The organism is Micromonospora chokoriensis (assembly GCF_900091505.1).
Lineage (GTDB): Bacteria > Actinomycetota > Actinomycetes > Mycobacteriales > Micromonosporaceae > Micromonospora > Micromonospora chokoriensis.
Genome location: NZ_LT607409.1, coordinates 1,046,310 through 1,071,845, shown reverse-complemented (window position 1 = coordinate 1,071,845; position 25,536 = coordinate 1,046,310). Strand labels below are relative to the sequence as shown.

General features: G+C 70.7%; 23 protein-coding genes and 1 tRNA gene. 8 read left to right on the top strand and 16 right to left on the bottom strand.

Annotated elements, in window-relative coordinates:
- Positions 1 to 2: 2 nt before the first annotated feature.
- From GA0070612_RS05000 to GA0070612_RS04970, 7 genes are read right to left on the bottom strand one after another with little or no spacing between them, the layout of a single operon-like run.
- Entirely contained in the window at positions 3 to 872 is an 870-nt protein-coding gene (locus tag GA0070612_RS05000) for a type II secretion system F family protein (protein WP_088986856.1), read from the bottom strand.
- Positions 872 to 1,816, bottom strand: a complete 945-nt coding sequence (locus GA0070612_RS04995) for a type II secretion system F family protein (protein ID WP_197699407.1) — start codon at positions 1,814 to 1,816, stop codon at positions 872 to 874. The genes GA0070612_RS05000 and GA0070612_RS04995 overlap by 1 nt, the downstream gene beginning before the upstream one ends.
- The gene (locus GA0070612_RS04990) at positions 1,777 to 3,318 is read right to left on the bottom strand and encodes a CpaF family protein (RefSeq protein WP_088986854.1); all 1,542 of its coding nucleotides are present in this window, start codon (positions 3,316 to 3,318) and stop codon (positions 1,777 to 1,779) included. Before GA0070612_RS04990 ends, GA0070612_RS04995 begins: the two co-directional genes overlap by 40 nt.
- On the bottom strand, positions 3,308 to 4,108 hold the full coding sequence (locus GA0070612_RS04985; protein WP_088986853.1) for a P-loop NTPase family protein: 801 nt from the start codon (positions 4,106 to 4,108) through the stop codon (positions 3,308 to 3,310). The genes GA0070612_RS04990 and GA0070612_RS04985 overlap by 11 nt, the downstream gene beginning before the upstream one ends.
- A gap of 2 nt (positions 4,109 to 4,110) precedes the next feature.
- Positions 4,111 to 4,773: an SAF domain-containing protein gene (locus tag GA0070612_RS04980; RefSeq protein ID WP_088986852.1), complete on the bottom strand. Its 663-nt coding sequence runs from the start codon at positions 4,771 to 4,773 to the stop codon at positions 4,111 to 4,113.
- Between the two features lie 40 nt (positions 4,774 to 4,813).
- Complete coding sequence (locus GA0070612_RS04975; protein ID WP_088986851.1) at positions 4,814 to 5,767, bottom strand: hypothetical protein; 954 nt, start codon at positions 5,765 to 5,767, stop codon at positions 4,814 to 4,816.
- A complete protein-coding gene (locus GA0070612_RS04970; protein ID WP_231924595.1) occupies positions 5,761 to 6,222 on the bottom strand; it encodes a hypothetical protein in 462 nt (153 codons plus the stop codon). Before GA0070612_RS04970 ends, GA0070612_RS04975 begins: the two co-directional genes overlap by 7 nt.
- 536 nt (positions 6,223 to 6,758) lie before the next feature.
- Between GA0070612_RS04970 and GA0070612_RS31320 the strand changes: the two genes are divergently transcribed.
- Positions 6,759 to 6,926 carry a hypothetical protein gene (locus GA0070612_RS31320; protein ID WP_157742427.1) on the top strand — a complete coding sequence of 56 codons (168 nt, stop codon included), beginning with the start codon at positions 6,759 to 6,761 and terminating at the stop codon, positions 6,924 to 6,926.
- A 194-nt stretch (positions 6,927 to 7,120) separates the two neighbouring features.
- Positions 7,121 to 7,831 carry a prepilin peptidase gene (locus tag GA0070612_RS04965; protein ID WP_408630532.1) on the top strand — a complete coding sequence of 237 codons (711 nt, stop codon included), beginning with the start codon at positions 7,121 to 7,123 and terminating at the stop codon, positions 7,829 to 7,831.
- 21 nt (positions 7,832 to 7,852) lie between these two features.
- Here GA0070612_RS04965 and GA0070612_RS04960 read toward each other — a convergent pair whose 3' ends face one another.
- Positions 7,853 to 8,473 carry a phosphatase PAP2 family protein gene (locus tag GA0070612_RS04960; RefSeq protein ID WP_088986849.1) on the bottom strand — a complete coding sequence of 207 codons (621 nt, stop codon included), beginning with the start codon at positions 8,471 to 8,473 and terminating at the stop codon, positions 7,853 to 7,855.
- A gap of 171 nt (positions 8,474 to 8,644) precedes the next feature.
- Between GA0070612_RS04960 and GA0070612_RS04955 the strand changes: the two genes are divergently transcribed.
- Positions 8,645 to 11,044, top strand: coding sequence for a glycoside hydrolase family 65 protein (locus GA0070612_RS04955; protein ID WP_088986848.1), 2,400 nt, complete (start codon positions 8,645 to 8,647; stop codon positions 11,042 to 11,044).
- Between the two features lie 36 nt (positions 11,045 to 11,080).
- Here the strand turns inward: GA0070612_RS04955 and GA0070612_RS04950 are convergent, their stop codons facing one another.
- Positions 11,081 to 11,545, bottom strand: a complete 465-nt coding sequence (locus tag GA0070612_RS04950) for a hypothetical protein (RefSeq protein WP_088986847.1) — start codon at positions 11,543 to 11,545, stop codon at positions 11,081 to 11,083.
- 174 nt (positions 11,546 to 11,719) lie between these two features.
- On the opposite strand from GA0070612_RS04950, the gene GA0070612_RS04945 reads away from it, so the two are divergent.
- A complete protein-coding gene (locus tag GA0070612_RS04945; protein ID WP_088986846.1) occupies positions 11,720 to 12,880 on the top strand; it encodes a low temperature requirement protein A in 1,161 nt (386 codons plus the stop codon).
- A 137-nt stretch (positions 12,881 to 13,017) separates the two neighbouring features.
- On the opposite strand, the gene GA0070612_RS04940 is transcribed toward GA0070612_RS04945, so the two are convergent.
- Positions 13,018 to 14,604, bottom strand: a complete 1,587-nt coding sequence (locus tag GA0070612_RS04940) for a hypothetical protein (protein ID WP_157742426.1) — start codon at positions 14,602 to 14,604, stop codon at positions 13,018 to 13,020.
- Between the two features lie 283 nt (positions 14,605 to 14,887).
- Between GA0070612_RS04940 and GA0070612_RS04935 the strand changes: the two genes are divergently transcribed.
- Complete coding sequence (locus tag GA0070612_RS04935; RefSeq protein ID WP_088991274.1) at positions 14,888 to 15,499, top strand: dihydrofolate reductase family protein; 612 nt, start codon at positions 14,888 to 14,890, stop codon at positions 15,497 to 15,499.
- 66 nt (positions 15,500 to 15,565) lie between these two features.
- Here the strand turns inward: GA0070612_RS04935 and GA0070612_RS04930 are convergent, their stop codons facing one another.
- The 3 genes from GA0070612_RS04930 to GA0070612_RS04920 all read right to left on the bottom strand — a co-directional run bounded on the left by GA0070612_RS04930 (position 15,566) and on the right by GA0070612_RS04920 (position 20,110).
- Positions 15,566 to 17,530 carry an ABC transporter permease gene (locus GA0070612_RS04930; protein WP_231924471.1) on the bottom strand — a complete coding sequence of 655 codons (1,965 nt, stop codon included), beginning with the start codon at positions 17,528 to 17,530 and terminating at the stop codon, positions 15,566 to 15,568.
- A gap of 74 nt (positions 17,531 to 17,604) precedes the next feature.
- Positions 17,605 to 19,035, bottom strand: a complete 1,431-nt coding sequence (locus GA0070612_RS04925; RefSeq protein WP_088986843.1) for an extracellular solute-binding protein — start codon at positions 19,033 to 19,035, stop codon at positions 17,605 to 17,607.
- A gap of 304 nt (positions 19,036 to 19,339) precedes the next feature.
- Positions 19,340 to 20,110 (bottom strand): IclR family transcriptional regulator, encoded by a 771-nt coding sequence (locus GA0070612_RS04920; protein ID WP_088986842.1) that lies wholly within the window; start codon positions 20,108 to 20,110, stop codon positions 19,340 to 19,342.
- 153 nt (positions 20,111 to 20,263) lie between these two features.
- On the opposite strand from GA0070612_RS04920, the gene GA0070612_RS04915 reads away from it, so the two are divergent.
- Positions 20,264 to 20,833 carry an NADAR family protein gene (locus GA0070612_RS04915; RefSeq protein WP_088986841.1) on the top strand — a complete coding sequence of 190 codons (570 nt, stop codon included), beginning with the start codon at positions 20,264 to 20,266 and terminating at the stop codon, positions 20,831 to 20,833.
- 108 nt (positions 20,834 to 20,941) lie between these two features.
- Here the strand turns inward: GA0070612_RS04915 and GA0070612_RS04910 are convergent.
- Positions 20,942 to 21,013: transfer RNA gene (locus GA0070612_RS04910), tRNA-Lys, on the bottom strand.
- Positions 21,014 to 21,225: 212 nt separating this feature from the next.
- Here GA0070612_RS04910 and GA0070612_RS04905 point away from each other — a divergent pair.
- Complete coding sequence (locus GA0070612_RS04905) at positions 21,226 to 21,528, top strand: hypothetical protein (RefSeq protein WP_088986840.1); 303 nt, start codon at positions 21,226 to 21,228, stop codon at positions 21,526 to 21,528.
- A 310-nt stretch (positions 21,529 to 21,838) separates the two neighbouring features.
- Entirely contained in the window at positions 21,839 to 23,161 is a 1,323-nt protein-coding gene (locus tag GA0070612_RS04900; RefSeq protein WP_231924470.1) for an NAD-dependent epimerase/dehydratase family protein, read from the top strand.
- On the opposite strand, the gene GA0070612_RS04895 is transcribed toward GA0070612_RS04900, so the two are convergent.
- On the bottom strand, positions 23,054 to 24,238 hold the full coding sequence (locus GA0070612_RS04895; RefSeq protein ID WP_088986839.1) for a hypothetical protein: 1,185 nt from the start codon (positions 24,236 to 24,238) through the stop codon (positions 23,054 to 23,056). The two genes, GA0070612_RS04900 and GA0070612_RS04895, sit on opposite strands and share 108 nt — an antisense overlap.
- Before the next feature lie 78 nt (positions 24,239 to 24,316).
- The gene (locus tag GA0070612_RS04890) at positions 24,317 to 25,507 is read right to left on the bottom strand and encodes a GNAT family N-acetyltransferase (protein ID WP_088986838.1); all 1,191 of its coding nucleotides are present in this window, start codon (positions 25,505 to 25,507) and stop codon (positions 24,317 to 24,319) included.
- Between the last annotated feature and the right edge of the window lie 29 nt (positions 25,508 to 25,536).

The window sequence follows — 25,536 nt, the reverse complement described above, 5'->3', positions numbered from 1 at the left end:
GGTCAGATACGGGCGATGAACGGATAGACGACGAAGCCGAGCAGCACGAAGACGAGAAGCGCGCCCGGGATGTCGAGCTTGCTGGTGACCGCCTCGGCGCGGGCGAGGTTGTCGGTGCGGATCTGGTCGCGCAACGAGTCGGCCCGGCTGCGGAGGGTCTCGTGCACCTGTGCGCCCTCACTGCCGGAGGAGCGCATGATCGCGCCGACGTCGCCCAGCTCCGGAATGCCGATCTTGTCGGCGAGGTCGCGTAGCTCGTCCCAGGGCGCGTGCATCTGCATCTGGGCGATCCGCAGCGACTCCTGGAGCCGGTCGAACACCCAGCCGTCGCAGACCGCCGCGGCCCGTTCCAGCGACTGCACGGGCCCGTGCGCTGCCGAGAGCTGCAACGCCACCAGATCCAGGTAGGTGCAGACCGCCTGACGGAACTCGTCGCGGGCGGCGTCGGCCTTGGTCAGCACCGCCCGGTGTGCCAGCAGAGCGCCGACCATCGCCAGGCCGAGGCTGCCGAGCACCGGTACGACGAGCGGGAACGAGACGCCGAGCACCACCAGCGCCACCCCGAGCACTGTGGGCGTGGCCAGCCCGATCAGCGCGGAGAGCAGCACCGACAGTGCGTACTGCTCGGGAGTCTGGCCGATCAGGGCGAGCTGCCGGTGGGGTGGCCGCAGCCAGCGGGAGAACCCGGTCAACCAGTCCAACCGGCGGGAGGTGGGCGCGGCGACCTGGCCGGTGCCCGGCGGCTGGTGCAGTCGGCGCAGCGCCGGCCCGAGCGCCGGAGTCGCCGGTACCAGCTCCCGGATCACCAGGAACACGCCCAACCCGATGCCGGCGCCGCCACACACCGCGGTGACCAACTGCCAGTTGACCATCATGCGATCACCTCGGTCGGGTCGGGCGCCGGGAGGAACCGGGCGGGCCGCTGCGGCTGGCTCATCGAGCGCACCCAGGCCAGCAGGCCGATGAAGGCGGCGCCGAGGACGGCCATCACCATCTGACCGACAGGCGTGCCGTACGGCTCGATGTACTCGGTGTTGATCAGCCCGTACGCGAGGGTCGCCAGGGTCATTCCGGTGAGGAAACGAACCGCGAACCGGGGCTGGGTGCGCTTGGCCTCGATCTCCCGGCGGGTCGCCACCTCCGCCGATGCCGCGCCGGCGATCGAGCCGAGCACGTCACCGAGCCGTTCACCCCGGTCGGAGAGGTGCAGGATCAACGCCGCGACCACCTGGTCACAGACCGGGTCGGCGATCTCGTCGGCGAACGCCAGCAGCGCGGAGCGGGCCGTCCAGCCGGCCTGTAGACGGGCGGCGAGCAGACGTACCTCGTCCTCGATGCCGGGCGGCACACTGCCGATCGTGCCGACGATCGACTGTTGGAGGCCCTGCCCGGTGCTGGAGACGTCCTTGAGTCGGCGGGTCCACTCGCCGACCGCCTCGATCCGGGCGATCGCCCGCTGTTCGGCCTTGCCCACACCGAACAGCCACGGGGTTCCGGGCACCGCGACCGCCACCAGGAGACCCACCACCGGCAGCCCGGTCAGCAGGAACGCCAACGCCCCGGCGACCAGCGCGGCGACCAGCAGCGCCTGGTGGGACCGCTGCTCGGCGGGTGTGCCGCCGGGTCCGCGCCACAGCCGACTCAGGCTGGACCCGCCACCCGGGCGTGCCCCCGGGGGGCGTCGCGTGCCGACCAACGCCACCACGGCCAGCAGCAGCCCCGCCACACAGGCGGCTCCGGAGACCACCGCGATCAACTCCAGGCTGCCCATCGGTGTCACCGCCGGGCCAGTCGGGTCTGCCGGGGGCGTCGCCAGGCACCCGCGCCGGCCTCAATCCACCTGGTCAGCAGCCGCACGTCGTACCCCACCCGCAGCAGCTGGTCACGGACCCGCTCCGGCAGGTGCCGCGGGACCGCGCGGCCGTCCGGGCCGGGCCCGAAGACGCTGGTGGTGGTGATCCGACCGGCCTCGCCGGCCCCGATCACCTCCTCCACGTGTGAGACGAACCGGTGCTTACGTCCGCCGATCGCGGTCTCGTCCTCGACGGTGACGTAGACGATCAGGTCGAGGGCGTTGCCGGCCATCCGGCGGGCCTGGTCGACGGTCATCTCACGGCCGTGCGCCAGCGCCAACTCGACGATCCGTTCACCCACCCCGGCGGCGGTACGGGCGTGGATGGTGCACATCGAGCCACGGCTGGTGGTCATCGCCTGGAGCATCGGCACGATCTCCCGGGACCGCACCTCGCCCACGATGATGCGCAGCACACCCATCCGCAGCGACAGCGGGATCAGGTCGGCGATGGTCACCTCGCCGGCCGGGCGGCCGTCGAAGCCGCGCTCGCCGTGCCCCTCCCGGGCCTCGAAACTCATCACCGCCCGGTGCCGCTCCTGGCGGCGGGCCGGTAACAGCTCGCGGCTCTCCTCCAGCAGCACGTACGGCTCGTCCGGCGGGATCTCGTTCATCAGGGCCCGGATGATCGTGGTCTTACCGGCCCCCGCCAGGCCGGCGACCATGATGTTCAGGCCGGCGCGCATCGCCGCGCGGAGGAAGTCGCGCAGCAGCGGGTCGATCATCTCGTCCAGGTCACCCCGGGCCCCCGCCACGTCGTCCAGGCTCACGTCCAGGGTGTTGTGCTTGCGGATCACCGCGTACGGACGGTGGCTGACCAGGAACACCGCCGCCAGCCGGCTGCCGTCGGGCAGTTGCAGGTCGAGGGTGGGCTTCACAGTGGACAGGGACCGCTCGGTGGCGCCCGCCCGACGGGCCGCCGCCTGGAGGATCTCCACCAGTTCGGCGTCGCTGTCGGCGATCGGCTCGGCCCAGTCGACCCCGCCGCCGTGCCGGGTGATGCGTACCTGGTCGCAGCCGAGGATGTGCACTTCCTCGATGGTGTCGTCGACCAGCAGGGTCTGTAGCCGGCCGAGCCCGACCAGCTCGGCGGTCACCTGGTCGAGCAGCAGACGTTCCTCGCCGGCGGCCATCGGAGTGCCGGCCCGGCGTACGGAGTCCGCGTACGCGGCGACCACGGCGACGGCGAGTCGGGCTCGCTCGGTGTCCTCCTCGTCGACGGTGAACTCCCGGCCACGCTGCCACAGGGTGAGCCGCTCGGTGAGTTCCCGACGCAACTCCCGGACCACCTGGAAGTCCATCCGGGGTCGGGGTGCCAGTTCCGGTTGCACGGTGGCCGTGGGCTGCGGCTGCGGCACCGGCCCGTGCTGGTGGTGCCGGCCGTTCGGGGCGGCCAGGGGCGGCGCGGTGGAGGTGACACCCGGTGGCTGTTGCCGGGGGTCGGCGGAGACCGGCTCAAACCGCATCCGGCACCCCCTGCTGCACGGGCCACGCCAACCGGGCGCGACGTCGTTCCAGCAGCGCGCCGATCGGCACCTCCAGCGCGCCGGCCGCGCGCATCAACGGCCGTCCGGCCCGCACGGTCCCACCCAGGGCCAACACCCCGGCGGTACGCGGGTCCTGCGGCAGCCGTGCGATCACCGGCAGTTTCAGGGCGCGGCTGATCTCGGCTCGTCCGTGGCCATCACCGACCAGCAGCAGCCGCAGGGTGCCCGGCGGCACCCGGTGCTCGGCGAAGTCCCGTTCGATGGCGGTGACGACCACGCGGGTGCCGGAGAGGTCCGGCAGGTGCGCCCGGGTCACCAGCAGCACCACCGACGCGGCCCGGAGCACCGGCCAGGGCGGCCCGTTGACGTGCAGCCGGCCACAGTCGACGAGCACGTCGTAGCCGGGGGTGCCACGGTCCAGGGCGTCGAAGTAGTCGGCGAAGCGTTGCCAGAGTGGGGTGACGCTGCCGCCCTGGGCGGGGTCGACGAGTCCGGGCAGCAGCAGTCGTTCGCGGCGCGGTGCGTCCAGGTCGACGAGCTGCGACCAGAACGCGGTCTCCAGGTTGCCGTCGCGCAGTTCCCCGACTGCCAACTCGCCGAGGCCGCGTGGTCCGTCCAGTTGGCCGCCGAGGTAGCCGGCGAGGATCGAGCCGCCGGCCGGGTCGCACTCGGCGAGGACCAGCCGCCGGTGCCAGGTCAGCGCGCAGGCGAGCGCCGACGTCGTGACGCCGGGCGAACCCTTCGCCGACACCAGCGCGATGATCGCCATCGTCAGGCCGTCTCGGTCAGCACGACGGCGAGCCGGTTCTGTGCGGCGAGCGCCACCACCGCCGGTATGTCGCGGGTGACCAGCGCCAGATACAGCACCTTGTCGTTGTTCGTCGGGCTGACCATGTCGATCACGGTGGCCGGGAACCTCGTGCCGGTGGCGGCCGCGTCCCCGGTGGTGCTGCTGCGGTCCGGGGTGCTCACCAGCAGGACCTTGTCGCCGGGGTGCAGTTCGCGGGCCGGCACCTGGGCGGTCTTCAGGCCGAGCGCGATCTGCTGCTGGCCGGGGCCGAGCAACGGGTCGTCGGTGACCTGCCCCAGCGTCAGCAGGGTGCCCGGGACCAGCGCGACGGCGGCACGTTTGCCGATCACCTCGTCGAGCCGCCCGGCGGGCACCGGGCGCAACCCCTGACCACCGGCGACCTGCACGCTGACCAGGTCGGCGGCGCTGATCTCGCGACCCACCTCCACCGGTCGGGCCACCGCCAGGTAGCTGCCCGTGGCCCGGACCGAGGTGACTGCGAACGCCGCCCCGAGCCCACCGAGGGCGATCAGGAGTACGGCGAGACCGAGCAGCCCGGGGCGTACCCGCCGCTGCCGGACCACGTTCGGCGGGGTGACCGGCGCGTCGACCGGTGCGGTGCCGTTGCGCGTCGCGAGGCTCACTGGGTCATCTCCGTTCGCGGGGATCGCACCATCGGCTGAATCACCGGGTCACCACCTGGAGTTCGTTGATCTGGATCTGCACGTTGCCGCTGCGGCGGGTCACCAGGATCTCTCCGCTCTGGCCGCCGCCGCGCCAGGTCACCGTCCAGTGCGTGGTGGCGCTGATCGTGTACTCGCCGGCATTCGGGTAGCCGTCGGAGTCGCCGCAGTCCGGTGACGCGCGGCCGGCGAGGTTCTCGTTCTTCGAGTCGTACGGGGTGCCGGCCGAATAGCAGGTGATCTTCTCGCCGTTGCCCATGTCCCAGACGGTCCTGGTGACCGCCGCGGTGATGCTGACGGTCACGTCCCGGTCGGTCGCGCTGGCGGTCAGCGGGCCGTAGTAGTCCTCGCCCGGGTTCGCCCACAGCCACACCGGCAGGCCGACCAGCCCGGGGCCGATGCCCTTGCGGGGTGCGACCTTCAGGGGCGCCGGCAGCAGCTTGATCGAGGCGAGGGCACGCCGGGCCAGCTCCTCCGGGTTGGGCGGTGCGCCGAAGCCGGCCGGCGGTTCGTCCAGCAACACCTCGGTCTGGTTGCCCACGTCCGCGCCGCCGTTGCAGGTCTGCACGTACCACTGCTGGCCCTCGGGTGCCTCACGCTGGGGCACCGACAACTTGTAGTAACAGCCGTCTCCGCTGTTGAACCAGCCCTTGAACTCGTCGTAGCAGGGGACCGTCCGGCCGTCCCACCGGCAGACGCCGCCACCGCCGCCACCGCCGTCGTCTCCACCACCGTCGTCACCGCCGCCACCCGGGTCACCCGGGTTGCCGGGCTCGTCGTCCCAGACGTTGCAGTCCGGCTGGTCCGGCGGGCAGTTGGCCCCCGGGTCGGCGCGTTGCGCAGCGGCGGCTGCCGACGGGGTCGCGCCGACCACCAGCAGGAGCGCGAGGCCGATCCCGGCGAGAGCCCGCCAGGATGTGCCGGCGCGGCGGGACCGTGCTCCGGACGTCAGCACGGCTGGTCCCGGTGCGTCGTACCAGAGTTGATCAGCCAGCGCCCGTCGGGATACCGGGTCGCGGTGGCGGTGGAGAAGTGCCTGCCGCCTCCGCTGCCGGGGACGACGCGCTTGTCCTTGGCGTAGACCAGCCGGTAGCCGGTCGTGTCCAGGCAGTCCTGGATCTCCACGGTGGCTGGCTTCGCGTCCAGGCTGACCGCGATCACGGTCGGGTCGGACTTCACCGTCCCGGTACGCATGGCACCGTGCTCCTTAGCGTCGCGAATGGACAATTGGACCCGAGTAAGAAGTGGATCAGCGAGATACCGGGTGAGTTCGGGTGCCCGTGGATCGCTACGTCCGCTCGCCGTGCGCGAAGCCGCGAGATAACCGGAGTACGCGTCGAGTGCCGCCTTTTCGGCGGCTCGCCGATCGATCTCGGGATCGGTCCGTTGTTCGTCCGCACGGGGTGCCACCGGTCGTTCGACCGACTCCCGTCCGCTGGCGCAGGCGGTGAGCGGCGCTGCCGCCACGACCGCCAGCAGGCAGATTGCCGCTCGTCTGAGCTGCCGTCCGCGCACCGTCGAGCCTCCTCGTGGTCGCCCGGAGCGGTGGGGGGTCACCGCTGTCGGGCATGCGGAAGCGCGCCCGGATCAGCACATCCGGAGCCGCTCATTGCGCTTCCGCATTTACCGTTACGGATCTTCTACAAATGCAGGTCCTGTGTCTTCCGGTTGTCGAGGTGAGGCTTGCGTCACACCCAAGGGGCGAGCATAGGCTGACGTTCGCCGATGCAACAGAGGCAATTCAAGCGAACACTCTGAGTGATGACAGGTGGTGGTGACGGGTGTCCGCACCGTGCACGGGGCGATGGCCGGGCGGGGGGCCGTCGGAAATCGGGCATCGCCGGAGCGGGCACTGTCGCCGATGCCCCGTCGTCGTCCCCAGGAGTGGGACATCGCGGCCTGATCCCGGCATCCCATCCGCGTCGCCGGCCCGCTGCGGCTGTGCCTTGAGCGACGAGCTGTCCGGCCCGGATCAGCTCGACGCAGCCCGCTGGCGGCCGGGCGAGCCTGTCGCTTTCTGCGCCATCCGCCACACCGTGACGATCGTGCAGTTACGATCCGTGTTCACCTTCCCAAGGGAGCGCACCGGCGTACCGGAGGTGACATGGCGCTGACCGGCCCCCCGGCCCCCGTCCCCGGACGGGAGAACCCACCCGATCGGAGCCCGGCGCACCCACCGACCGGCGGCACGACGGAACCCGCTCGCCCGGCGGTGGGGCACTGCCGCACGACGGATGGCGTTTCGGCGGTGGGTCGGGGCCGCACGACGGACCGCGTTTCGGCGGAGGCGCGCACCCGGCTGTCGACGGTGCTCGCGATCCTCACGGTCGGCCCGCTGATGCGCATGGCCGCGCTGCGCTACTCCGTACCCCCGGGCATGCCCAGCCGGACCGGCTGCGACGCCTGCGGCGCGCCGATCGGCCTGACCCGGCCCTGGCCGGCGCTCGGTCCGACGGCCCGGTGCGGTCGCTGCCAGGCCCGGATCGGCCCGCCTCCCGGCGTGGTCGAGGTGGCAGTGCTCGGCGCGGTGGCGCTGCTGCTCGCTCTGACCGGCTCCTCGGGCGGGGCGCTGCCGGCGCTGGCCTGGTGGCTGGGCTGGACGATCCCGGCGGTCCTCGTCGACCTGGCCGTGCACCGCCTACCGGACCGGCTCACCCTGCCGGCGGCCGCCGGGACCTGGCTCCTGCTCGGCGTCGCCGCTCTCGACGCCGACCCGGGTCACTGGCTGCGGGCGGTCGTCGCCGGTGCCGGCCTGGCGCTCTTCTTCGCCAGCACCACGCTGCTGCTCGGACGTCGTGGCTTCGGGCTGGGCGACGCCAAGTTGGCGCTCAGCGTGGGAGCCCTGCTCGGCTGGTACGGCTGGCCGGTTCTGGTGATCGGGCTGCTGCTCGCCTTCGGGCTGTCCGCGCTGCTGAGTGTGGGTCTGCTCGCCGCCCGCCGGGCGCACTGGAACACCCACCTGCCCTTCGGGCCGTTCCTCCTGCTCGGCACGGTGGGGGCACTCCTGCTGTCACTCTGACCCCCGGCCGGCGCGTGGCGGTCAGGGGTGGGGGCGGCTGGCCAGCTTGGGGATCGGAGCCCGGGATCGGCGACGCAGCAACTCGGTGGTGGGTCGGGCCAGCAGTGGGGTCGCCACCACGGCGACCAGCGCGCCGAACAGCACGCCTGCGATCACGTCGTGCGGATAGTGGACACCCACGAAGACCCGGGAGAAGGCGCCGAGCGCGGCCAGTGGCAGCGCGACCAGCCCGAGCCGGCGGGAGAGCAGCAGGGTGGTGACCGCCAGCGCGCCGGCCACCGTGGCGTGGTTGCTGGGGAACGACCAGTCACCCGGGGGTGGGCAGGCGCCCGCGATGATCGCCCGGCCGACCGTCCGGCAGGGGCGGTCCTCGTCCACCACGGTCTTGAACCATTCGCTGCCCACGTACGCCAGGAGGGCCGGCAGCGGCGAGATCAGGGCGAGTGCCCGGTCGCGCGGGCCGCCGGAGCGGCGACCCAGCGCGGCGATCAGCAGGAGCGCGCCGAGCAGGAGGATCACCCCCTCGGTCGCGTGCCCGACGAACCACTGCACCGGCTCTGGGCTGGCGGCGGCGGCGTCGACGACGTCGCGGTACCACTCCGCGCTGATCTCCGGAACGTCAATGCTGCCGTTGTCGGCCATGCCTCACCTCACCCTCTGTTCATACCCCGTTCACCGTGGGGGCACCCTGGGAACGCGGCACGGGGGCATCGCCGCTGTCGAAGGACGGGCCGCCGGCACGACCTTCGTCCAGGATTCGTCCAGCCGGCTCTGCTTGGCTGTTCAGCGACGTCGGCATCCACAGGAGGCTTCGTGCACACCAGTTCGGCCACCGACCAACCGCCGCCCGCCGCCGGGACGGGGGACGACGAGACGTGGCGCATCCGGCGTACGGCGGATGATCTGGACCGGCTCGGCGAGACCGAGTCGATCTTCGCGCTGGGCAACGGGTGGGTCGGATGGCGTGGTGTCCTCGACGAGGGCGCGCCGTGCGGGATGCCGGGCAGCTACGTCAACGGCCTGCACGAGCGTCGCGAGCTGAGCTACCCCGAGGAGGGGTACGCGTTCCCGCAGGAGAGTGACACGGTCATCAGCGCGCCGAACGCCGCGCTGATCCGGCTCTGGGTCGACGACGAGCCGCTGGACATCCGGACCGGGACGCTGCGCAGTCACGAACGGGTGCTCGACCTGCGTACCGGTGTGCTGCGCCGGGACACCGAGTGGATCTCCCCTGCCGGGAGGGGGGTGCGGATCCGCAGCACCAGGCTGGTGTCCCTGCCGCGCCGCCCGGTGGCCGCCGTCCGGTACGAGGTCGAGGCGCTGGACGCCCCCGTCGAGCTGCGGGTCTGCTCCGACCTGCTGGCCAACGAGAAGGTGCCGGAGCGCTCGGACGACCCCCGAGCGGCCTCGGTGCCCACCGACCCGCTGACCGCCGAGTCGTACGACGCGAACGGCCTCGACGGGGTGCTGGTCCACCGGACCGAGCGCAGCGGTCAGCGCGTGGCGGTCGCGGTCAGTCACCTGGTGGACGGGCCGGACACGGTCACCACCACCGGCGACTGCATTCCGGACCGAATCCGGCTGACCGTGACGGGTCGCCTGCATCCGGGGGAGCGGCTGCGGCTGACGAAGTTCGCCGCGTACGAGTGGGCGGCGGTCGACGGCGTACCCGCCGACGAGTTGGCTGCCCTGGTCTCCGCCGAGGCGGACGCGGCCCGTGCGGACGGTTTCGACGCTCTCCTCGCCGACCAGCGCGCCGCCCTGGACGCGGCCTGGCAGGTCGCCGACGTGCGGCTCGACGGCGACCAGGAGCTTCAGCAGGCGGTCCGGTTCGCGATGTTCCACCTGATCCAGGCCGGTCGGCCCGACTCGGACCGGACGATCTCGGCCAAGGGGTTGACCGGCAACGGCTACGACGGGCACGTCCTCTGGGACACCGAGACCTACGTCCTGCCGGTGCTCACCTACCTGGCCCCGGCGGTGGCCCGTTCGGCGCTGACCTGGCGGCACGCCCACCTGCCGGAGGCCCGGGAGCGGGCCCGCGAGCTGCGGCTGACCGGCGCCACCTTCCCGTGGCGCACCATCGGCGGCCGGGAGTGCTCCGGCTACTGGCCGGCCGGCACGGCCGCGCTGCACGTCAACGCCGACATCGCCGACGCGGTGCTGCGCTACCTGGCGGCCACCGACGACCAGCGCTTCCTCGCCGACGCGGGGTTGGAGTTGCTGGTGGAGACGGCCCGGCTCTGGCACGGGTTCGGCCACTGGTCGGGCGACGGCGACTTCCACCTGCACGGGGTGACCGGCCCGGACGAGTACGCCGCGCTGGTCGACGACAACGTCTTCACGAACCTGATGGCGAAGCGCAACCTGCGCGGCGCGGCGGACGCCGCCGAGCGTCACCCCGACCTGGCCGGCCGGCTCGGCGTGGACCACGACGAGGTGGCCGGCTGGCGGGCCGCCGCCGACGCGATGGTCGTCCCGTACGACGGCGAGCGCGAGGTGCACCAGCAGGCCGCCGGCTTCACCGAGCAACCCGAGTGGGACTTCGCGAACACCGGCGAGGACGACTATCCGCTGCTGCTGCACTTCCCGTACCTGGAGCTGTACCGCAAGCAGGTGGTGAAGCAGGCCGACCTGGTGCTCGCCATGCAGGTCTGCCCCGGCGAGTTCACCGCCGCCGAGAAGGCCCGCAACCTGACCTACTACGAGGCCCGCACGGTCCGCGACTCGTCGCTGTCGGCCGCGCCGCAGGCCGTCCTGGCCGCCGAGGTCGGGCACCTGGACCTGGCGTACGACCTGTTCGCCGAGTCGGTCCTTCAGGACCTGGCGGACCTGGGCGACAAGACTGCCGACGGGCTGCACCTGGCGTCGCTGGCCGGCGCGTGGCTGGCCCTCGTACAGGGCTTCGGTGGGCTGCGCGACGACCGCGGGGTGCTCTCCTTCGACCCGCGGCTGCCGCGCCGGATCGACCGGTTGGCGTTCAGCCTGCGGTGGCGCGGCCACCGGCTGCGGGTCACGCTGACGCCCACCGAGGCCCGCTACGAACTGCCCGACGCCGCCTCCGACACCGAGGTGGAGGTGTGGCACCACGGCGAGTCGGTCCGGATCACCGGCGCCGAGGCGGTCACCGTGCCGATGCCGCAGGTGCCCGACCCCGGGCCGGAACCAGCCTCCCCGCCCGGCCGTCGTCCCACCCGTCGCTCGGCCGCCTGAGCCACCACCCCCGGCTCAGGCCGACCGATCCCCGGCTCAGGCCGGCACGGGACCACCGGCCATCCGCTCACGGACGGCCTCCAGCGCCTCGAAGGCGTACGCCCAGTTGTGGCACTTGAAGCTGCGCAGGCCGTCGATCGCGGTGTGGCAGTCGGAGCAGCGCACCCCGGCGATGGCGTCGGGGATCTCGGTGTTGACGTACTTGCGGTCGCCGAGGATGACTGTGGCGATCATGTGCTTGTCGTGCAGCCCGGAGAGCGCCGACGAGACGATGTCGTACCAGGTGACCCGCCGGCCGCACTTCGGGCAGTCCGGCTCGTCGCCGCTGACCCAGAGCGGCGCGCCGATGCTGCGCGCCGGCATGCCGAGCAGCTTCTCCAACCGCCGGACGTCCGATTCCGGGGTGGTCCAGCGGTGTCGGCCGGGCAGTGACGCGGGCGAGTCGTACACGGCGCGGAACAGGTCGTGGTCGACCTGCACTGTCTCGCGCTGAGCGGTCATCGGCTTACCTCCTCGTTGAGTCGGTGCCCCCACCGTGGCCAGCGACGACCATGGGCGCTGCCGGATCAACGACACGAGGGGGCGGCGGGTCGTCACCCGGCCGTTTTCGTCTCGTCGGCCGGCTCGGAGTGGTACGACGGAGGCAGGGCGGGTGTGCCTCCGGGGGGAGCGCCGATGGCGAGCCGAGGTGACCGGCTGCTGCGGGGCAGAGACTCGCCACTGAGCGCCTCGTTCCTGGAGCTCTTCTTCGACCTGGCGTTCGTGCTCGCTCTCAGCCAGTTGGCCGAGCATCTGCTGCACGACCTCACCGTGGCCGGCGCGCTGCGGACCGCACTGCTGCTGACCGGCATCTGGTGGATCTGGGTGCCCACGACCTGGTTCGCCGACTGGTATGACCCGGAGAGTCCAGCGGTGCGGTGGTTGCTGGTCGCGTCGGCGCTGGGCGCCCTGCTGGTCGGGGTGGCGATACCGCAGGCGTTGGACGGGAGGGGTCTGCTCTTCGCCGGTGCGTACGTCTCGGTACACATCGCCCGGGGCCTGGTCACCACCTTCGCGTTACGCGGTCATCCGAGGCAGAACCGGACGGTGCGGATCCTCTGCTGGTTCAGCGTCTCCGCCGTACCGTGGCTGGCCGGCGGGCTCCTGCCGGACTGGCGGGTGCCGCTCTGGCTGCTCGCCCTCGTCCTGGATCTCACCGGCCCTCGACTGGGCTGGCCCACGCCGCTGATGGGCCGGACCCGCCAACAGGAGTTGCACCTCGCGGGTGAGCACTTCGCCGAGCGGTACCAACAAATCATGATCATCGCGCTCGGTGAACTGGTACTGGTCGCCGGCCTCTCGTACGCCGGCACCGACCTCCACCTCCGGCAGACCGCCGCCTTCCTGCTGGTCTTCGCCACCGCTGTGTTGATCGGTCTGCTCTACGTCACACCCGCCGGCCAACGGCTCGGCCCGGCCATCGAACGCGCCGACCCGTCCCGGCTCGGCGTCGTCACCGGATACGTGCACCTGGTGATGATCGCCGGGCTGGTCGTCACCGCCGTCGGTGCCGAGTTGAGCATCGCCCACCCCTCGCGGACCGGTGACCTGACAGCTGTCGTCGTCATCCTGGGCGGTCCGACGCTGTTCCTCGTCGGGCGGATCCTCTTCTCGGTGGCGATCCACCGACGGCTGTCCTGGCCACGGGTCGCGGCCCTGTTCGTGTTGGCGGCTGCCACGGGGCTCCTGCGGCTGCCGCTGCTCGCGGTCAGCGCGGTCGCCACGGTGGTGGTGCTCGTGGTGGTCGTCCTGGACCACGCCGGGCTCTTCTCGTACCGCCGGAGGACCGGCGGGTAGGTGCGGCCGGCACCGCAGCCGGCGGGTGCCGGCGGAAGGCGCTGCCGTGACGGCCGGGCCCCAGCGCCGACACGGCCACGGCGCGCGAAACGGGCGGCGGTCCGGCTCGGCCCGGTGGGCCGGGCCGGACCGGGACGTCAGTCGGGCACCACGGTCAGGACCAGCGGACCGTTCGGAATCGGGTTGCCGGCGTTGTTCGGATAACCCCAAGCGCTGTCGTTTCCGGCCTCGTCGGTCAGCGAGAAACCGATCGTGTACTGCCCCGGCTCCATTCGGCCGGTGGACACCGCGAGACGGAAGACGCCGGTGCCGTCGTCGTGCTCACCGCCGGACATCCCGCCCTTCGGCTCCCCGTTGCTGTCGTAGATCGTCGCGCTGAATTGTTGGATCTTGGCGAAGTCGTCCACCTCGACAGTGACGTCGAAGCCGAGCCCCCAGGCGTCCTCGGTCTCCTGCTGCGTCCACGTCGCCTTGGGTAGCGTCGCCGAGAGCACGACCGGCGCCTTCTCGTCCTTCACCCGGGTGACGGTGAGGCCGAGGTCGGGAGCACCGTACGCCGCGCCGTAGAGGGCGACGTTGCCCGCCCCGTCGGTCAGCCTGACCCCGTTGATCGAGCAGGAGCTCATCCAGGACGACTGGAGGACGATCTCTACCGAGGCTGATCCGTCGTCACCGACCACCGGGGTGTGTGACGGCTGGGAGCACCACGACAATTCGAGGTCGACCGAGGCCAGGCCACCAACCATGCCCTGCGGCCGGAAGGTGAGTGCCGTCGAGGCCGGACCACGCCAGTTGTTCACCTCTGCCTTGGTGAGAGCGAAGTTCGACGCGCTGAGCACCTCGTTGCGGCTCACCTGGACCGGAGCAGCTCCTTCCGGCGACGTGTCGGTCCGGGTGTTGCCCCAACTGTCGGTCAGGTCGAGCCGGGAGACCCGCCAGGTGCCGGACGGTGAGCCGGCCGGCACGGTGACCGGGATGGAGCACGTCAGCCACGTCGGATCCCAGGCGACCTGGCCGTTGCAGGACCACTGCGACCCGTCCCGGGTGAGCTGGAACGTGCCGCTGACCCGCCTGCCGCTCGGGCCGGTGAGGGTGAGCTTCCCCTTCTTGAAGCCGGAGTTGTCGACGACGTACACCGCGTAGCGCAGCGTCACCCCGGAACCGTCGTCGTAGAAGCTGCGAGGCTGGTCGAAGTCGAAGTACAACTGCTCGGCGACCGGCCCTTCGGCGTCGACGATCTGGGCGACGGTGAGCGCGGCCGGGCCCGGGTCGCGCACCGTGCGGGCGTGCGCGACGTCGTCGGCGATGGTCACCTTGGTGACCCGCCAGAACGTCTGCGCCACAGGCGCGTAGCGCGGGACCGTGAACTGGTAGGCATAGGTGGACTCCTGGGCTGTCCCCGAGCCCCCTACCTGCGCCCGGCCCCAGTCCAGGTTGTAGCTGACCGTGCGGGGTTGACCGATCTGCTCGCTGCCGGCGAACTGCCGCAGTTCCACGACACCGCTGATTCCCCGGGCTTTGGCGGCGCGATTGGTGATCGTCCAGTTGAGATTGACTGTCGCGTAGTCCTCGGTGACGTCGACCTGCGTCCTGTCGAAGGCGATGGACGCGACGTCGAGCACCGGGCTGGTCGCCGGTGCCGCAGCCGCCGGACCGGTGACCGACAGGGCAACCGCGGCAACCGCCACAGTTGCGACGAGCGCGCGTAGGCGCCAAGGCTTCATCTGCTCTCCCCGTGAGTCAATGAATCCTGAATGGATGTGCGCTGAGAGTAGCCGTGGCCGACAAATGAATTCGCGTGCCATCGGGCCGTTTTATTAGGCTTGCGATCCGTTTGAATGTCTTATCTGCACGCGCTGGACTGTCGGGTTTTGTCGGCGCTCGACGGTCTCTCGAACCCGTCGAGCCGCCCGACAACAAAACGATCTTGCAAGCGGGCACGTCTCCGAGCAGGCTGAGCTGGTCGGATCGAGAACAGGATCCGGCACCGGAGCCAAGGAGATGTTCGTGCGCAAGCTCGTCTACTACGTCGCCGTCACCCTGGACGGATTCATCGCCGGTCCCGACGGCGCCGACCCCACCGGTCCGGACGGCTTCTGGCCCATCCCGGACGACTACCTTCACCACCTTGTCGCCGAGTACCCGGAGACCCTGCCGGGTCCGGCCCGACAGTCGTTGGGCATCACCGACGCGGGCAGCCGGTTCGACACCGTCCTGGAAGGCCGCCACTCCTACGAGGTGGGGCTGAGAGCCGGTGTCACCGACGCGTACCCGCACCTGCGCCACCTGGTGTTCTCCCGCACGCTGGGTCAAAGCCCGGACCCGGCCGTCGAGGTCGTGGCCGGGGACCCCATTGCCACGGTACGAGAGCTGAAGCGCCACGACGGCAAGGACATCTGGGTGATCGGCGGTGGCGCCCTGGCCGGTGCCCTCTACCCGGAGATCGACCAGTTGGTCGTCAAGCTCGCCCCGCTGACGATCGGCGCGGGCATTCCGCTGTTCGGCCGCGATGCCGTCTTCGCACCCCGCACCTGGCGCCTGACCGAGCACACGGTCCTGGACAGCGGCTCCCTCTTCCTCACCTACACCCGGGCACAGACCGGCACCGAGAGCGCCTGATCGCATCCCGCAGCCGTCGTTGGTGACGGGCCGCTGGTGCGCGATCGACACCAGCGGCCCGTCACCTCATCCCTTCACGGCTCCCGCGGTGAGACCTTCGGTCAGGAAGCGCTGCCCGAGGGCGTACATGATCACCACGGGGATGCTGACGAGCAGCGACGCCGCGGCGAGCTGTCCCTGGGGTACGACGTCTCCGGCGATCATCGACTGCATGCCGACGGGGAGCGTCTTGTACTCGTCCTTCGTGATGAACACGAAGGCGAACAGGAACTCGTTCCAGGCATTGGTCAGGGTGAAGAGCGCGACCGCCAGCAGCCCGGGCTTGGCGAGCGGCAGCACCACCCGACCGAACGCCTGGAGGCGGGTGCAGCCGTCGACGAGCGCGGCCTCCTCCAGCTCGATGGGGATCGACGAGAAGTAGCCGACCAGCAGCCAGGTGGCGAACGGCAGCGTGAAGGTCGGGTACGTCACCACCAGGGACCACAACGAGTCGGTGAGCCGTGCGCCGATGAGCATCTGGTACAGCGGGATGAACAGCAGCGCGCCCGGCATCACGTAGGTGAGCAGCACCGTGACGGTGAACCCCTGCGCCCCGCGGAACCGCAGCCGGGCCAGCGCATAGCCCGCCAGGGCGGCGCAGATCAGCGCCACCGCGGTGGACGCCGCGGACACCAGCAGGGTGTTGAGATACCAGCGGCCGAACGGCTGGTTGGCGAACAGGGCACTGAACTGTTCCAGGGTCCACGGCGTCGGCCACAGGTCGTCGGTGCGCATGACGACCTGGCCCTCGGACTTGAAGGCGGTGACGGCGATCCAGTACAGGGGGCCCAGCACGAAGAAGAGCAACCCGGCCAGCGCCACCCAGGACCCCAGACCCGACACCGCTGACGACGACCGTCGACCGCCCCGGGTCTGGAGGGTCGAGACCACCCGGCCGACCGCCACCGCGATCAGCAGGATCACCCCGAGGACCACCGCCGCCTTCCAGAAGATCTCCGGCGACGCCCAGAAGAGCAGACCGGTGACCACCGCGGTGACGACCCACGGCAGCGCCTTCCGCACCGCCCCGGCCCACCGCCGCGCCCCGATCCGCCACGCCGCCTGGCGTCGCCGGGGCAGCCTGATGGTGCTGTCCTGGCGCAACAACCGGACCAGGAAGAACACCAGCCCGCCGATGACCGGCAGCATGACGAGCGTGACCGCCGCGCCCGCGCCGTACTGCAACTGCAGGATCGCCTTCGAGTACGCGATCAGCACGTACGGTGCTGTCACGTCGCCCGGGCCGCCCTGCGTCAGCAGCCAGACGAGGTCGAAGTTGTTGAACGTCCAGATCGACGACAGGGTCACCGTCACGGTGAGAACGTGACGCAACCCGGGCAGCGTCACGTTCATGAACCGCTGCACCGACGACGCGCCGTCGATGGTCGCCGCCTCGTAGAGGTCCGCCGGGATGGCCTTCAACCCCGCCAGGAAGCACACGGTGAAGAACGGCACCCCCTTCCAGACGTTCACGAGGATCACCGACGGCATGGCCAGCTCCGGGTCGGACAGCCAACCCGCCGGCCAGCTGTCGACCAGGTGCACGCTGGCCAGCAACGGCCCGATTCCGGTCGCGGTGAGCAGCGTGTTGACGCTGCCGAAGATCGGGTCCAGCAGCGAGCGCCAGCTGAACGCCGTCACCACCGTCGGCACCACCCACGGCACCAGCAGCAGCCCGGTCAGCAGGGCCCGCCCGCGACGGCGATGATGCAGCAGCAGGGCCGCGGACAGACCCAGCACGACCTTGAAGATCTCGGCGTACGCGGTGAAGACGAACGAGTTCACCACGCCGGTGTGGAACTGGTCGTCACCGATGAGCGCGAGGTAGTTGTCCAGACCGACGAACACGGTGTCCTGCCCGTGCCGTTCGGTGGTGCTGGTGAGGATCGACCTGGCGATCGGCACGAGGACGAGCACGCCGACCAGCAGGGCCATCGGTGCCAGGAACAGTGTCGCCAGCCGCCAGTCCCGACCCAGCCGCCGCTGCGTCACGGTGAGCGATCCGGGTCCCGACGGCGAGGCTTTCGCCCTATTCGCCGTCGGGACCCGCGCAGGACGGACCGAGCTCACTGCGGCAGCCCCTGCTGGTTGAAGATCTGCACCATCTTCGTGTGGGCGGTCGTCACGGCCTGCGCCGGCGCGGTGCCCTGCACGACCTGCTGCATCATGTCGGTGAGGACGTAGGCCGAGCCGACGGCCTGCTGTCCGGCGCTGGCCTTCTGCGGGAAGGCGAGGCCGTTCTTCGTGTTCAACGGCAGCTTCAGTTCAGTGATCTTGCGCAGCATCGGGAAGGCCGGGTCGCCGCTGGTGAAGAACGGGTCGGCGTCCCAGACCTTCTCCCAGGCGGGCATGACCAGGCCGGGGGCCTCCTTCGCGACGCCGAGCAGCGCGGGCGCGCTGACCAGGTACTGCGCCAGGAGTTTGGCGAGCGTGGGGTTCTTGGCGCCCTTGAAGACGACGAAGCCCTGCGACTGGCCGAGCAGCAGGGGGTTGTTGGTGGCCGGTCCGATGCAGTCGGAGAACACGTGGGTGTTCGCGTGCACCGGGTTCTTCTTGGTCCGGGAGTCCGCGTAGACGCTGAACTGGTTGCGGGTGTAACCGAGGATCCCGGCGAGCCAGTTCTCGTTGTTGCTGGTGTCGGTCCAGCTCGCGATCCCCGGCGGCAGCATCCGCTTGTACTTCTCGTTGGTGTAGATGTCGCCCAGGAAGGTGACGGCCTGCACCGTCTCGGGGGAGTTGAAGGTGACCTTGCGGCCGTCGTTGGACGCGATCGATCCGCCGTACGCGTTGATCAGTGCCTCGATCATGCCGTTGCCGTCACCGGATCGGTTCACCGTCATGCCCCAGCCGAACCGACGCTTGGCCGGATCGGAGATCTCCAGGCAGACGTCCCGCAGCTCCTCCCAGCTGTAGATGTCCTTCGGGGTGATGCCCTTCTCCTGCATCCAGTCCTTACGCAGGAACGAACCGATCCCGATGAAGTGGTACGGGATCGCGTACCACTTGCCGTCGAAGACGCAGAAGTTCTTGGCCTCGGCGCAGGGTTCGCCGTACTTGGCCGTCAGTGCCTGGACGACGTCCGTCACGTCCTCCAGGTCGCCCAGCGCCTGGAACTGGGCGACGAAGCGTGAGTCGGTCATGAACGCGAGGTCCCGAGCGACACCGCCCTCGACCTCTGCATGGATCTTGGCCACGACGTCACCGGCGTCGGCCTGGACCAGGCTGTTCTCGATCTTCGTCCCGGTGGTGTCGGCGAACTTCTTGATCGAGCTGTCGAGGGCTTCGTTCGCCGCCGTCGAGTACAGCTTCTGCGACAGCATCCCCATCGAGGAGCCCTTCACCGCCGCCGCGGCGTCGATCAGCTCCTGCGGAACCTCCGGCTGCACCTTGGGAGGCGAGTCGGACTCGCCACCACAGGCGGCCAGGCCGGCTGCGCCGAGTACCCCCACCCCCATCCCCAGAAAGCCGCGTCGTGACCAGGCTGGGTTGTTTCCCATGGACATTCGCCTCCCTCAAGTCCCCGCGGCACGGCACGCCGAGGGCGTGGCTCGTGCAACGGGTGTGTCTTCATGACGGCGACCACGGATGCGCGTCGCCCGCATCGGTCAGTGCGTTGTGGCGATCGGCGACCAGGCCGCGAAGGGGGCGCTGATGTTCCAGTTCGGTCGGGCCACGGGACCACCGCCGTTCGAAATTTCGAACTCAGTTCGAAATACCGCATCAAGTGGACGCGACGCTAGAACAGCTCTGCGAAGAATGTCAATGTTTCGATGAAGTTTCGAACCGAAAACGGGAGGTTGGCTATCGGGGCACGGCCCGGTAGCCCATGCGGGTGGACAACGTGGCCGCACCCTCGCGGACCAGCTCGGTCCAATCCCGGTACGCCTGGGCCGTCCAGCGGATGATCGGCGCGGACAGACTCATCGCGGCGATGGTCGCACCGGAGTGGTCTCGGATCGCCGCGGCGACGCACCGCATGGCCGTGTCGGACTCCCCGATGTCCACGGCGACGCTGTCCGCCCGCACCCGCGCGAGATGCGCGCGCAGGCGCTCCGGGTCGGTGATGCTGGCCGGCGTCATCCCGGGCAGGGCACCGTTGGTCAGGACGGCGTCCAGGCCGGCCGGATCGAGGTCGGACAACAGGATCTTGCCGACCGCCGTGCAGTGCGCCGGCAGCCGCCGTCCGACCGCCGAGACCATCCGAACCGGGTGCGTGCTGTCGAACTTGACGAGGTAGATGACATCCGCACCGTCGAGCACCGCCACGTGGACCGCCTCGTCGCACGCTGCGGCCACGTCCCGCGCGACGCACTGTGCCTCACGGACCAGATCAAGCCGGCCGGCGAACGCCGCGCCGAGCTGGAACAGCGGCATGCCCAGCCGATAACGCACCGGCTGGCCCGGCACCGAGATCAGGTACGAGCGAGCCTCAAGCGTGACGAGCAGCTCGTGGACTGTGGTGCGGGGCAGGTCGAGCCGCTCCATCACCTGGCGGGCCGACAGTTCGGGGCAGTCCACGAACAGTTCGAGGACGTCGAGTGCGCGGTTGACCGCCGGTACCACACGGGGCATGTCGATAGTCCCTTCGCAGTGCCGCCACCGCGTCAACGATCTCCACGGGCCGGCACTTGAAGAGGATAACTGCGTCGGCCCTGGGCGCCAGGCTCCACAGCGCCCCGACCCTGGCGGCCGATATCGTCAGCCGGGTCTGGCACGCTGCTGAACGTGCCTGAGACGGAATCCCTGCCGTACAACCTGCCCGCACTGCAGGCGCTGGTCGCCGATGGTGGACGTCCCAAGTACCTGTTCTTCTGGGGCCACCAGCCCCAACCCGACGGCAGCATCGGCTCGGGGTGCCTGAGCCAGTGGTGGCCGGCCCCGTTCACAGTGGACGGCGTCCGTTACCCGACCGCAGAGCACTACATGATGGTCGGCAAGGCTCGTCTGTTCGGTGACGAGGCGATTGCCGCGCAGATGGTGACGGCGTCGCACCCGAACGCGGTCAAGGCCCTGGGTCGGCAGGTACGCGACTTCGATCAGGCCGTCTGGGATGCGCACCGCTTCGACCTCGTCGTCGCCGGCAACGTGGCGAAGTTCAGCCAGCACCCCGACCTCGCGTGGTACCTGTCCCGCACGGCCAACCGGGTCCTGGTCGAAGCCAGCCCGCTGGATCGCGTCTGGGGCATCGGACTGGCGGCCACGGATCCGCGTGCCGAGGACCCGGCCCGGTGGCGCGGCCCGAACCTTCTCGGGTTCGCGCTGATGCGCACCCGCGCGCACCTCGACACCCGCTGACCTCAGGTGCGGCGGAGGCCCTGGGCGTTAGCCCGAGCATTCGCTGCTACGTCCACCAAGATCGCGACTTCAGCGATCCTCGGACGGTGCCGCTGACCTGCGGAAGAGTGGGCCGCCAGGGACTCGAACCCTGAACCTATGGATTAAAAGTCCACAGCTCTGCCATTGAGCTAGCGGCCCCGCGCGCTCAGGTTACCTGACGGTGAGCGATGCCGGCTCTCGGCTTCCGGCCGGGCGTCGATGCCTGTCGTCAGGCGAACCTGATCATCACGAGGTCGGCGATGCGGCGGTGTCCGCGACGGGGAAAACCGCCAGGTCGGGGATGTGGAGTGGATTATGTGCGCCCTGGGTGGATGTGCATGGTACGGGGGCGTCTGGGGAATCGGTTGGGCATGAGACGGAACGGCAGCCCGGCTGTGGCGGCGTCCGGCGAGGAAGTCGGGCCGGACGGTGTACGCCAGCCGGGTGGCGAGGTGCACGCCTGGCTGCCCGGTCAGAACCAGACGGTCTGCGGCCTGGCCCTCAGTCGGACCCGGCTGCGTCGCTTCCCTCATGTGCGCTTCGACTACTCGGGCACCGACGTGCTCACCGACGCGGACGCGGTTGGTTGGATCTGCCCGCGCTGCCTGGCCGAGACCACCGGTCGACGGGGGATGGAGAAGCACGGCTGGGTCCGGCACTCCCCGCGACCCTGATCGACTCGGGTTTCCGGAAGTCGGGCTGTCATCCTCACCCGGATACCGCGACTTTCAGGAAGACGAGTGGATCAAGCCACCGCATACCGCGACTTTCAGGAAGGCGAGTGGATCAAGCCACCGCGCGGATCGCACCGGGCGCACGGACCGCGTCCGGCGGACCGGGCCGGGCGGACTGACCGCGCCGGGCGCAGGACCGGGTCGGGCAGGCAGGCCGCGCCGCGTGGACAGGCCGCGCCGGGACGAGCGCCGGGCCGAGCCGCACGGGGGCCGGTGGTTGAGCTGCTGCTGGGCGGGTACGGGGTCGGGCATGCGGATCGTGGTGGTGGGGGCCAGCGGCAACGTCGGTACGGCGTTGCTGCGGCGGCTGCGCCGGGAGCGGGGCGTGGAGTTGGCCGGGGTCGTCCGTCGGTTGCCCGGCCCGGATGCCGGCGAGCCGTACGACCAGGTGGAGTGGCACTCCTGCGACATCGGCGCGCCGGGCGCGGTGGGGCAGCTTTCCGAGGTGTTCGCGGGTGCGGACGTGGTGGTGCACCTGGCCTGGCAGATCCAGCCCAGCCATGACCAGCGGGTGCTGCGCCGGACCAACGTCGACGGCAGCCGGGCGGTGGTCGACGCGGTGGTTCGGGCCGGGGTGCCGGCTCTGGTGTACGCCTCGTCGGTCGGGGTCTACGCGCCCGGTCCGAAGGACCACCCGATCAGCGAGCGGTGGCCGGCCACCGGTGTGTCCGGCTCGTCGTACAGCGAGCACAAGGCGGAGGTGGAGGCGCTGCTGGACGAGGTCGAGCGGGAGCACCCGACGCTGCGGGTGGTGCGGATGCGACCCGGGTTGATCTTCCAGCGGGCCGCCGGCGTGGAGATCACCCGCTACTTCCTCGGTCCGCTGGCGCCGGTGCGGCTGTTGCGCTTCGGTCGGATTCCGCTGGTGCCGACGAACCGCCGGTTGCGGATGCAGGCGGTGCACGCCGACGACGTGGCTGACGCGTACACCCGGGCGGTGGTGGGTGATGCGCGCGGCGCTTTCAACGTCGCCGCGGACCCGGTGCTGACTCCGGAGCTGGTGGCCCGGCACTTCCACGGTTGGACGGTGCCGGTCGCCGCGCCGGTGCTGCGGGCGGCGGCGGCGCTGAGCTGGCGGGCGCGGCTGCAACCGGTGGACGCGGGCTGGGTGGAGCTGGGTCTGAACGCCCCGCTGATGTCCAGCGAGCGCGCCGAGACCGAACTGGGCTGGCACCCCACTATCGACGCGTTGGCGGCTCTCAAGGAACTCTTCGCCGGGATGGCCGACGGCGACCACACGGGGAGCCCGCCGATGTCCGGCGCACCGAACCTGCCCGGTCGCCCAGCCGCCCTCCTCCACGCTCGCCCCCCCCAGGCGAAGGAAACCCCTACTGACCCACCCCACCCGCCCCAGCCTCAGCTCGTTGATCAAGAGCTTTCGGTCAGAAACCGCCGCCCCGATGACCGAAACCTCTTGATCACCTGCGCCGGGGCGATGAGTGCGGCGGCGCAGGCGGGGATTGGGTCAGGAGAGCTTGGAGCCGGTGACAGTGGGGTTCCGGGCGCCCAGGAAGAAGATGCCGGGGAAGCCTCGGGTCTCGAACTTGCCACTGGGGTTGCGGCGCAGGGTTGAGCCTTCGATCCGCATCGTGCCGGTGCGGTTGTTGCTCACGAAGAAGATCGCTCCGCCGCCCTCGTTGGCCTTGTTGTTCTCGATGATCGTGCCGGCGATCCGCACGGTGAACTCGTTGCCGTCGCAGTAGATCGCGCCACCGCTGCCGCCACCCGGCGTGCCGGACTTGGCCGGGTTGGCCCCGTTGCCGATCGCCTCGTTGTTCCTGAACAGGCTGTTCAGCACCACCCAGGACACGCCGATGCTGCTCAGCGCCCCTCCGTTCGAGCAGGAACCGCCGTCGAAGGTGCTGCCCACCACGTACACCGGCCTGTTCTCGTGCTGGCTCAGCACCCGGACGGCCGCGCCACCGAGGTCGGGGCCGGTGCGGTCGCAGCGGTTGCGGACGAAACGCGAGTTGACCACCTTGAACCGACCCCCGCGTACGAAGATCGCCCCACCGCCGCCGCCCTCGGCCTTCTCTCCGGTGGAGTTGCCGTCGGCGAACGTCAGGTTCTGCACGGTGAGCTGCGGGTGATCCTGGTTCTGGCAGTGCGAGGTGGTGAAACCCTGAGCCTCGTCGCAGGTGTTCATGTAGAGGATGCGGCGCTGGCCCTGGCCGCTCAGCGTGACGGTGCCGCCGCCGTCCAGCACGACCTTCGGACCGTTGGCGTTGCGCACCTTCGCGGTGGCGGCCATCTTGATCGTCACCGGTGCCGGGCCACAGTTGAACGTGATGACACCGCCCGCCGCGACGGCCTTCACGACCGCCGCGGAGGTGCAGCTGGCCGGGGTGCCGGTGCCGATGGTCCGGGTCGGCTTCGAGGTGTCCACCGCCCGCCCCTCCGCCGGCACGCTGGCCCTGCCGTTCGGGTTTCCGGCCGCGAGGACCTTCTCGGCGGGTGTGGGGCTGGCGCTGGCACCCGGCCCACCTAGGCCGTCACGGGCCTGCGGCGAGGCGCTCTGCTCGCCGGTCGCCACCGCCGTCGGCGCGGCGGAGGAGCCGGACTGGAAAGCGGGTGCCGGATCGTCGGCCGCGCAGGCGGGCAGGGTCGCGGTGGCGACACCGAGGACGAGCAGGGCGGCAAGCGACGTCATGCGCACCAGGTGATGCTAGGAGCCGCGCCGGTGTCACGACGAATCCGCCGTGCCGGTTTAACCCCTGTCTAAGGGACGTCAGAAGTCGGCGAAGAGGTACGGCACCCGGCGGGGGAAGATGCCGCGCAGCTCGGCGGCGGCGTCCGCCGGCACCTCACCGAGGCCCCGCAACGGCAGCTCGGTCGGGTCCAGCACCCCGTACGCGAGGGCGGAGAGCCCGGCGGCGGTGAGGGTGGCGGTGGGCGTACGGGCGGTGGTGTCGTCGACCAGCTCCAACGCGCCGGTGGTGCCGTCCAGCAGGTGGGTGCCGGCCAGCCAGCGGTCACCGGTCAGCTCGACGCGTACCCGACCGGGCCCGGCGGGCAGCCCGCGTAACGCGTCCATCGCCAGCAGGCGGGCCATCGGGGCCGACGAAGCCGGTACGGCCGTCCGCGCCTCCACGTGCACGTCCAGGTCGGTCAGCCACAGCTCTGGCAACTCGTCGGGCGGGACCTGGACGCTGACCCGCTCGATCTGGTCGACGTGCCGGGCGAAGAACTGCAACAGCAACGTCCGGGCGAGCGGGTCGACGCACAGCATCTCGTTGCCGTGCAGTGTGCCGCCGTGCCCGTCGATCCGGTACGTCACCGCGCCGGTGACCTCCCCGCCCACCCGGGCGGTCACCAGCCAGTACTCGTCCCGGTCGCGCATCCCGACCGCCCGGTAGTCCGGGAAGATCGAGAAGCCGTGCCGTTCCTGGAGGTGGCGCTCGGTGAACGCCCGCCACGCCGGATAACCCGCCCCGATGCGCTCCCAACTCACCTCGCCGGGCAGGTCCACCCGGAGCAGCGAGCCCAGGTGGGCCGGGGCGAAGGTGACCCGACGCGGCTTGGGTAGCCCGACGTAGCCGAAGCGGGCGTAGAAGCTGGGCCGGAACGGATAAAGCGCGCTGAGCGTGTGCCCCTCCTCGCGTACGTCGTCGAGCAGTTGGTGCAGCAACGTCCGGACGTGCCCCTGCCGACGGGCCAGCGGATGGGTCGCCACCCCGGCGACACCGGCCATCGGCAGCACCGCACCGCGCAGGTTCTGCCGCATCGGAATGGCCGAGACGGCGGCCAGCGTGGCACCGCCCTCCTCGGCGATCAACGTCCGGTTGCCCTGCTGGTAGGGCAGGTAGTCGCGGAACTCGTCGAGCCGTGCCGCACCGAGCGGCGAGGACTCGAAGGCGTACGCGGCCAGCGGGAAGCTGGTGGTGAGACGGTCGTCGGCGGTCACCCGGCGGATGGTCATTCGCCCATCTCAGCCTGCCGTGCAGGTGA

Excerpts from the sequence above, each read along its gene's own strand:
- GA0070612_RS05000 (WP_088986856.1), bottom strand. The coding sequence starts at position 872 with ATGGTCAACTGGCAGTTGGTCACCGCGGTGTGTGGCGGCGCCGGCATC.
- GA0070612_RS04990 (WP_088986854.1), bottom strand. The coding sequence starts at position 3,318 with ATGCGGTTTGAGCCGGTCTCCGCCGACCCCCGGCAACAGCCACCGGGT.
- GA0070612_RS04985 (WP_088986853.1), bottom strand. The coding sequence starts at position 4,108 with ATGGCGATCATCGCGCTGGTGTCGGCGAAGGGTTCGCCCGGCGTCACG.
- GA0070612_RS04960 (WP_088986849.1), bottom strand. The coding sequence starts at position 8,473 with ATGGCCGACAACGGCAGCATTGACGTTCCGGAGATCAGCGCGGAGTGG.
- GA0070612_RS04950 (WP_088986847.1), bottom strand. The coding sequence starts at position 11,545 with ATGACCGCTCAGCGCGAGACAGTGCAGGTCGACCACGACCTGTTCCGC.
- GA0070612_RS04945 (WP_088986846.1), top strand. The coding sequence starts at position 11,720 with ATGGCGAGCCGAGGTGACCGGCTGCTGCGGGGCAGAGACTCGCCACTG.
- GA0070612_RS04940 (WP_157742426.1), bottom strand. The coding sequence starts at position 14,604 with ATGAAGCCTTGGCGCCTACGCGCGCTCGTCGCAACTGTGGCGGTTGCC.
- GA0070612_RS04925 (WP_088986843.1), bottom strand. The coding sequence starts at position 19,035 with ATGGGAAACAACCCAGCCTGGTCACGACGCGGCTTTCTGGGGATGGGG.
- GA0070612_RS04920 (WP_088986842.1), bottom strand. The coding sequence starts at position 20,110 with ATGCCCCGTGTGGTACCGGCGGTCAACCGCGCACTCGACGTCCTCGAA.
- GA0070612_RS04905 (WP_088986840.1), top strand. The coding sequence starts at position 21,226 with ATGAGACGGAACGGCAGCCCGGCTGTGGCGGCGTCCGGCGAGGAAGTC.
- GA0070612_RS04900 (WP_231924470.1), top strand. The coding sequence starts at position 21,839 with ATGCGGATCGTGGTGGTGGGGGCCAGCGGCAACGTCGGTACGGCGTTG.
- GA0070612_RS04895 (WP_088986839.1), bottom strand. The coding sequence starts at position 24,238 with ATGACGTCGCTTGCCGCCCTGCTCGTCCTCGGTGTCGCCACCGCGACC.
- GA0070612_RS04890 (WP_088986838.1), bottom strand. The coding sequence starts at position 25,507 with ATGACCATCCGCCGGGTGACCGCCGACGACCGTCTCACCACCAGCTTC.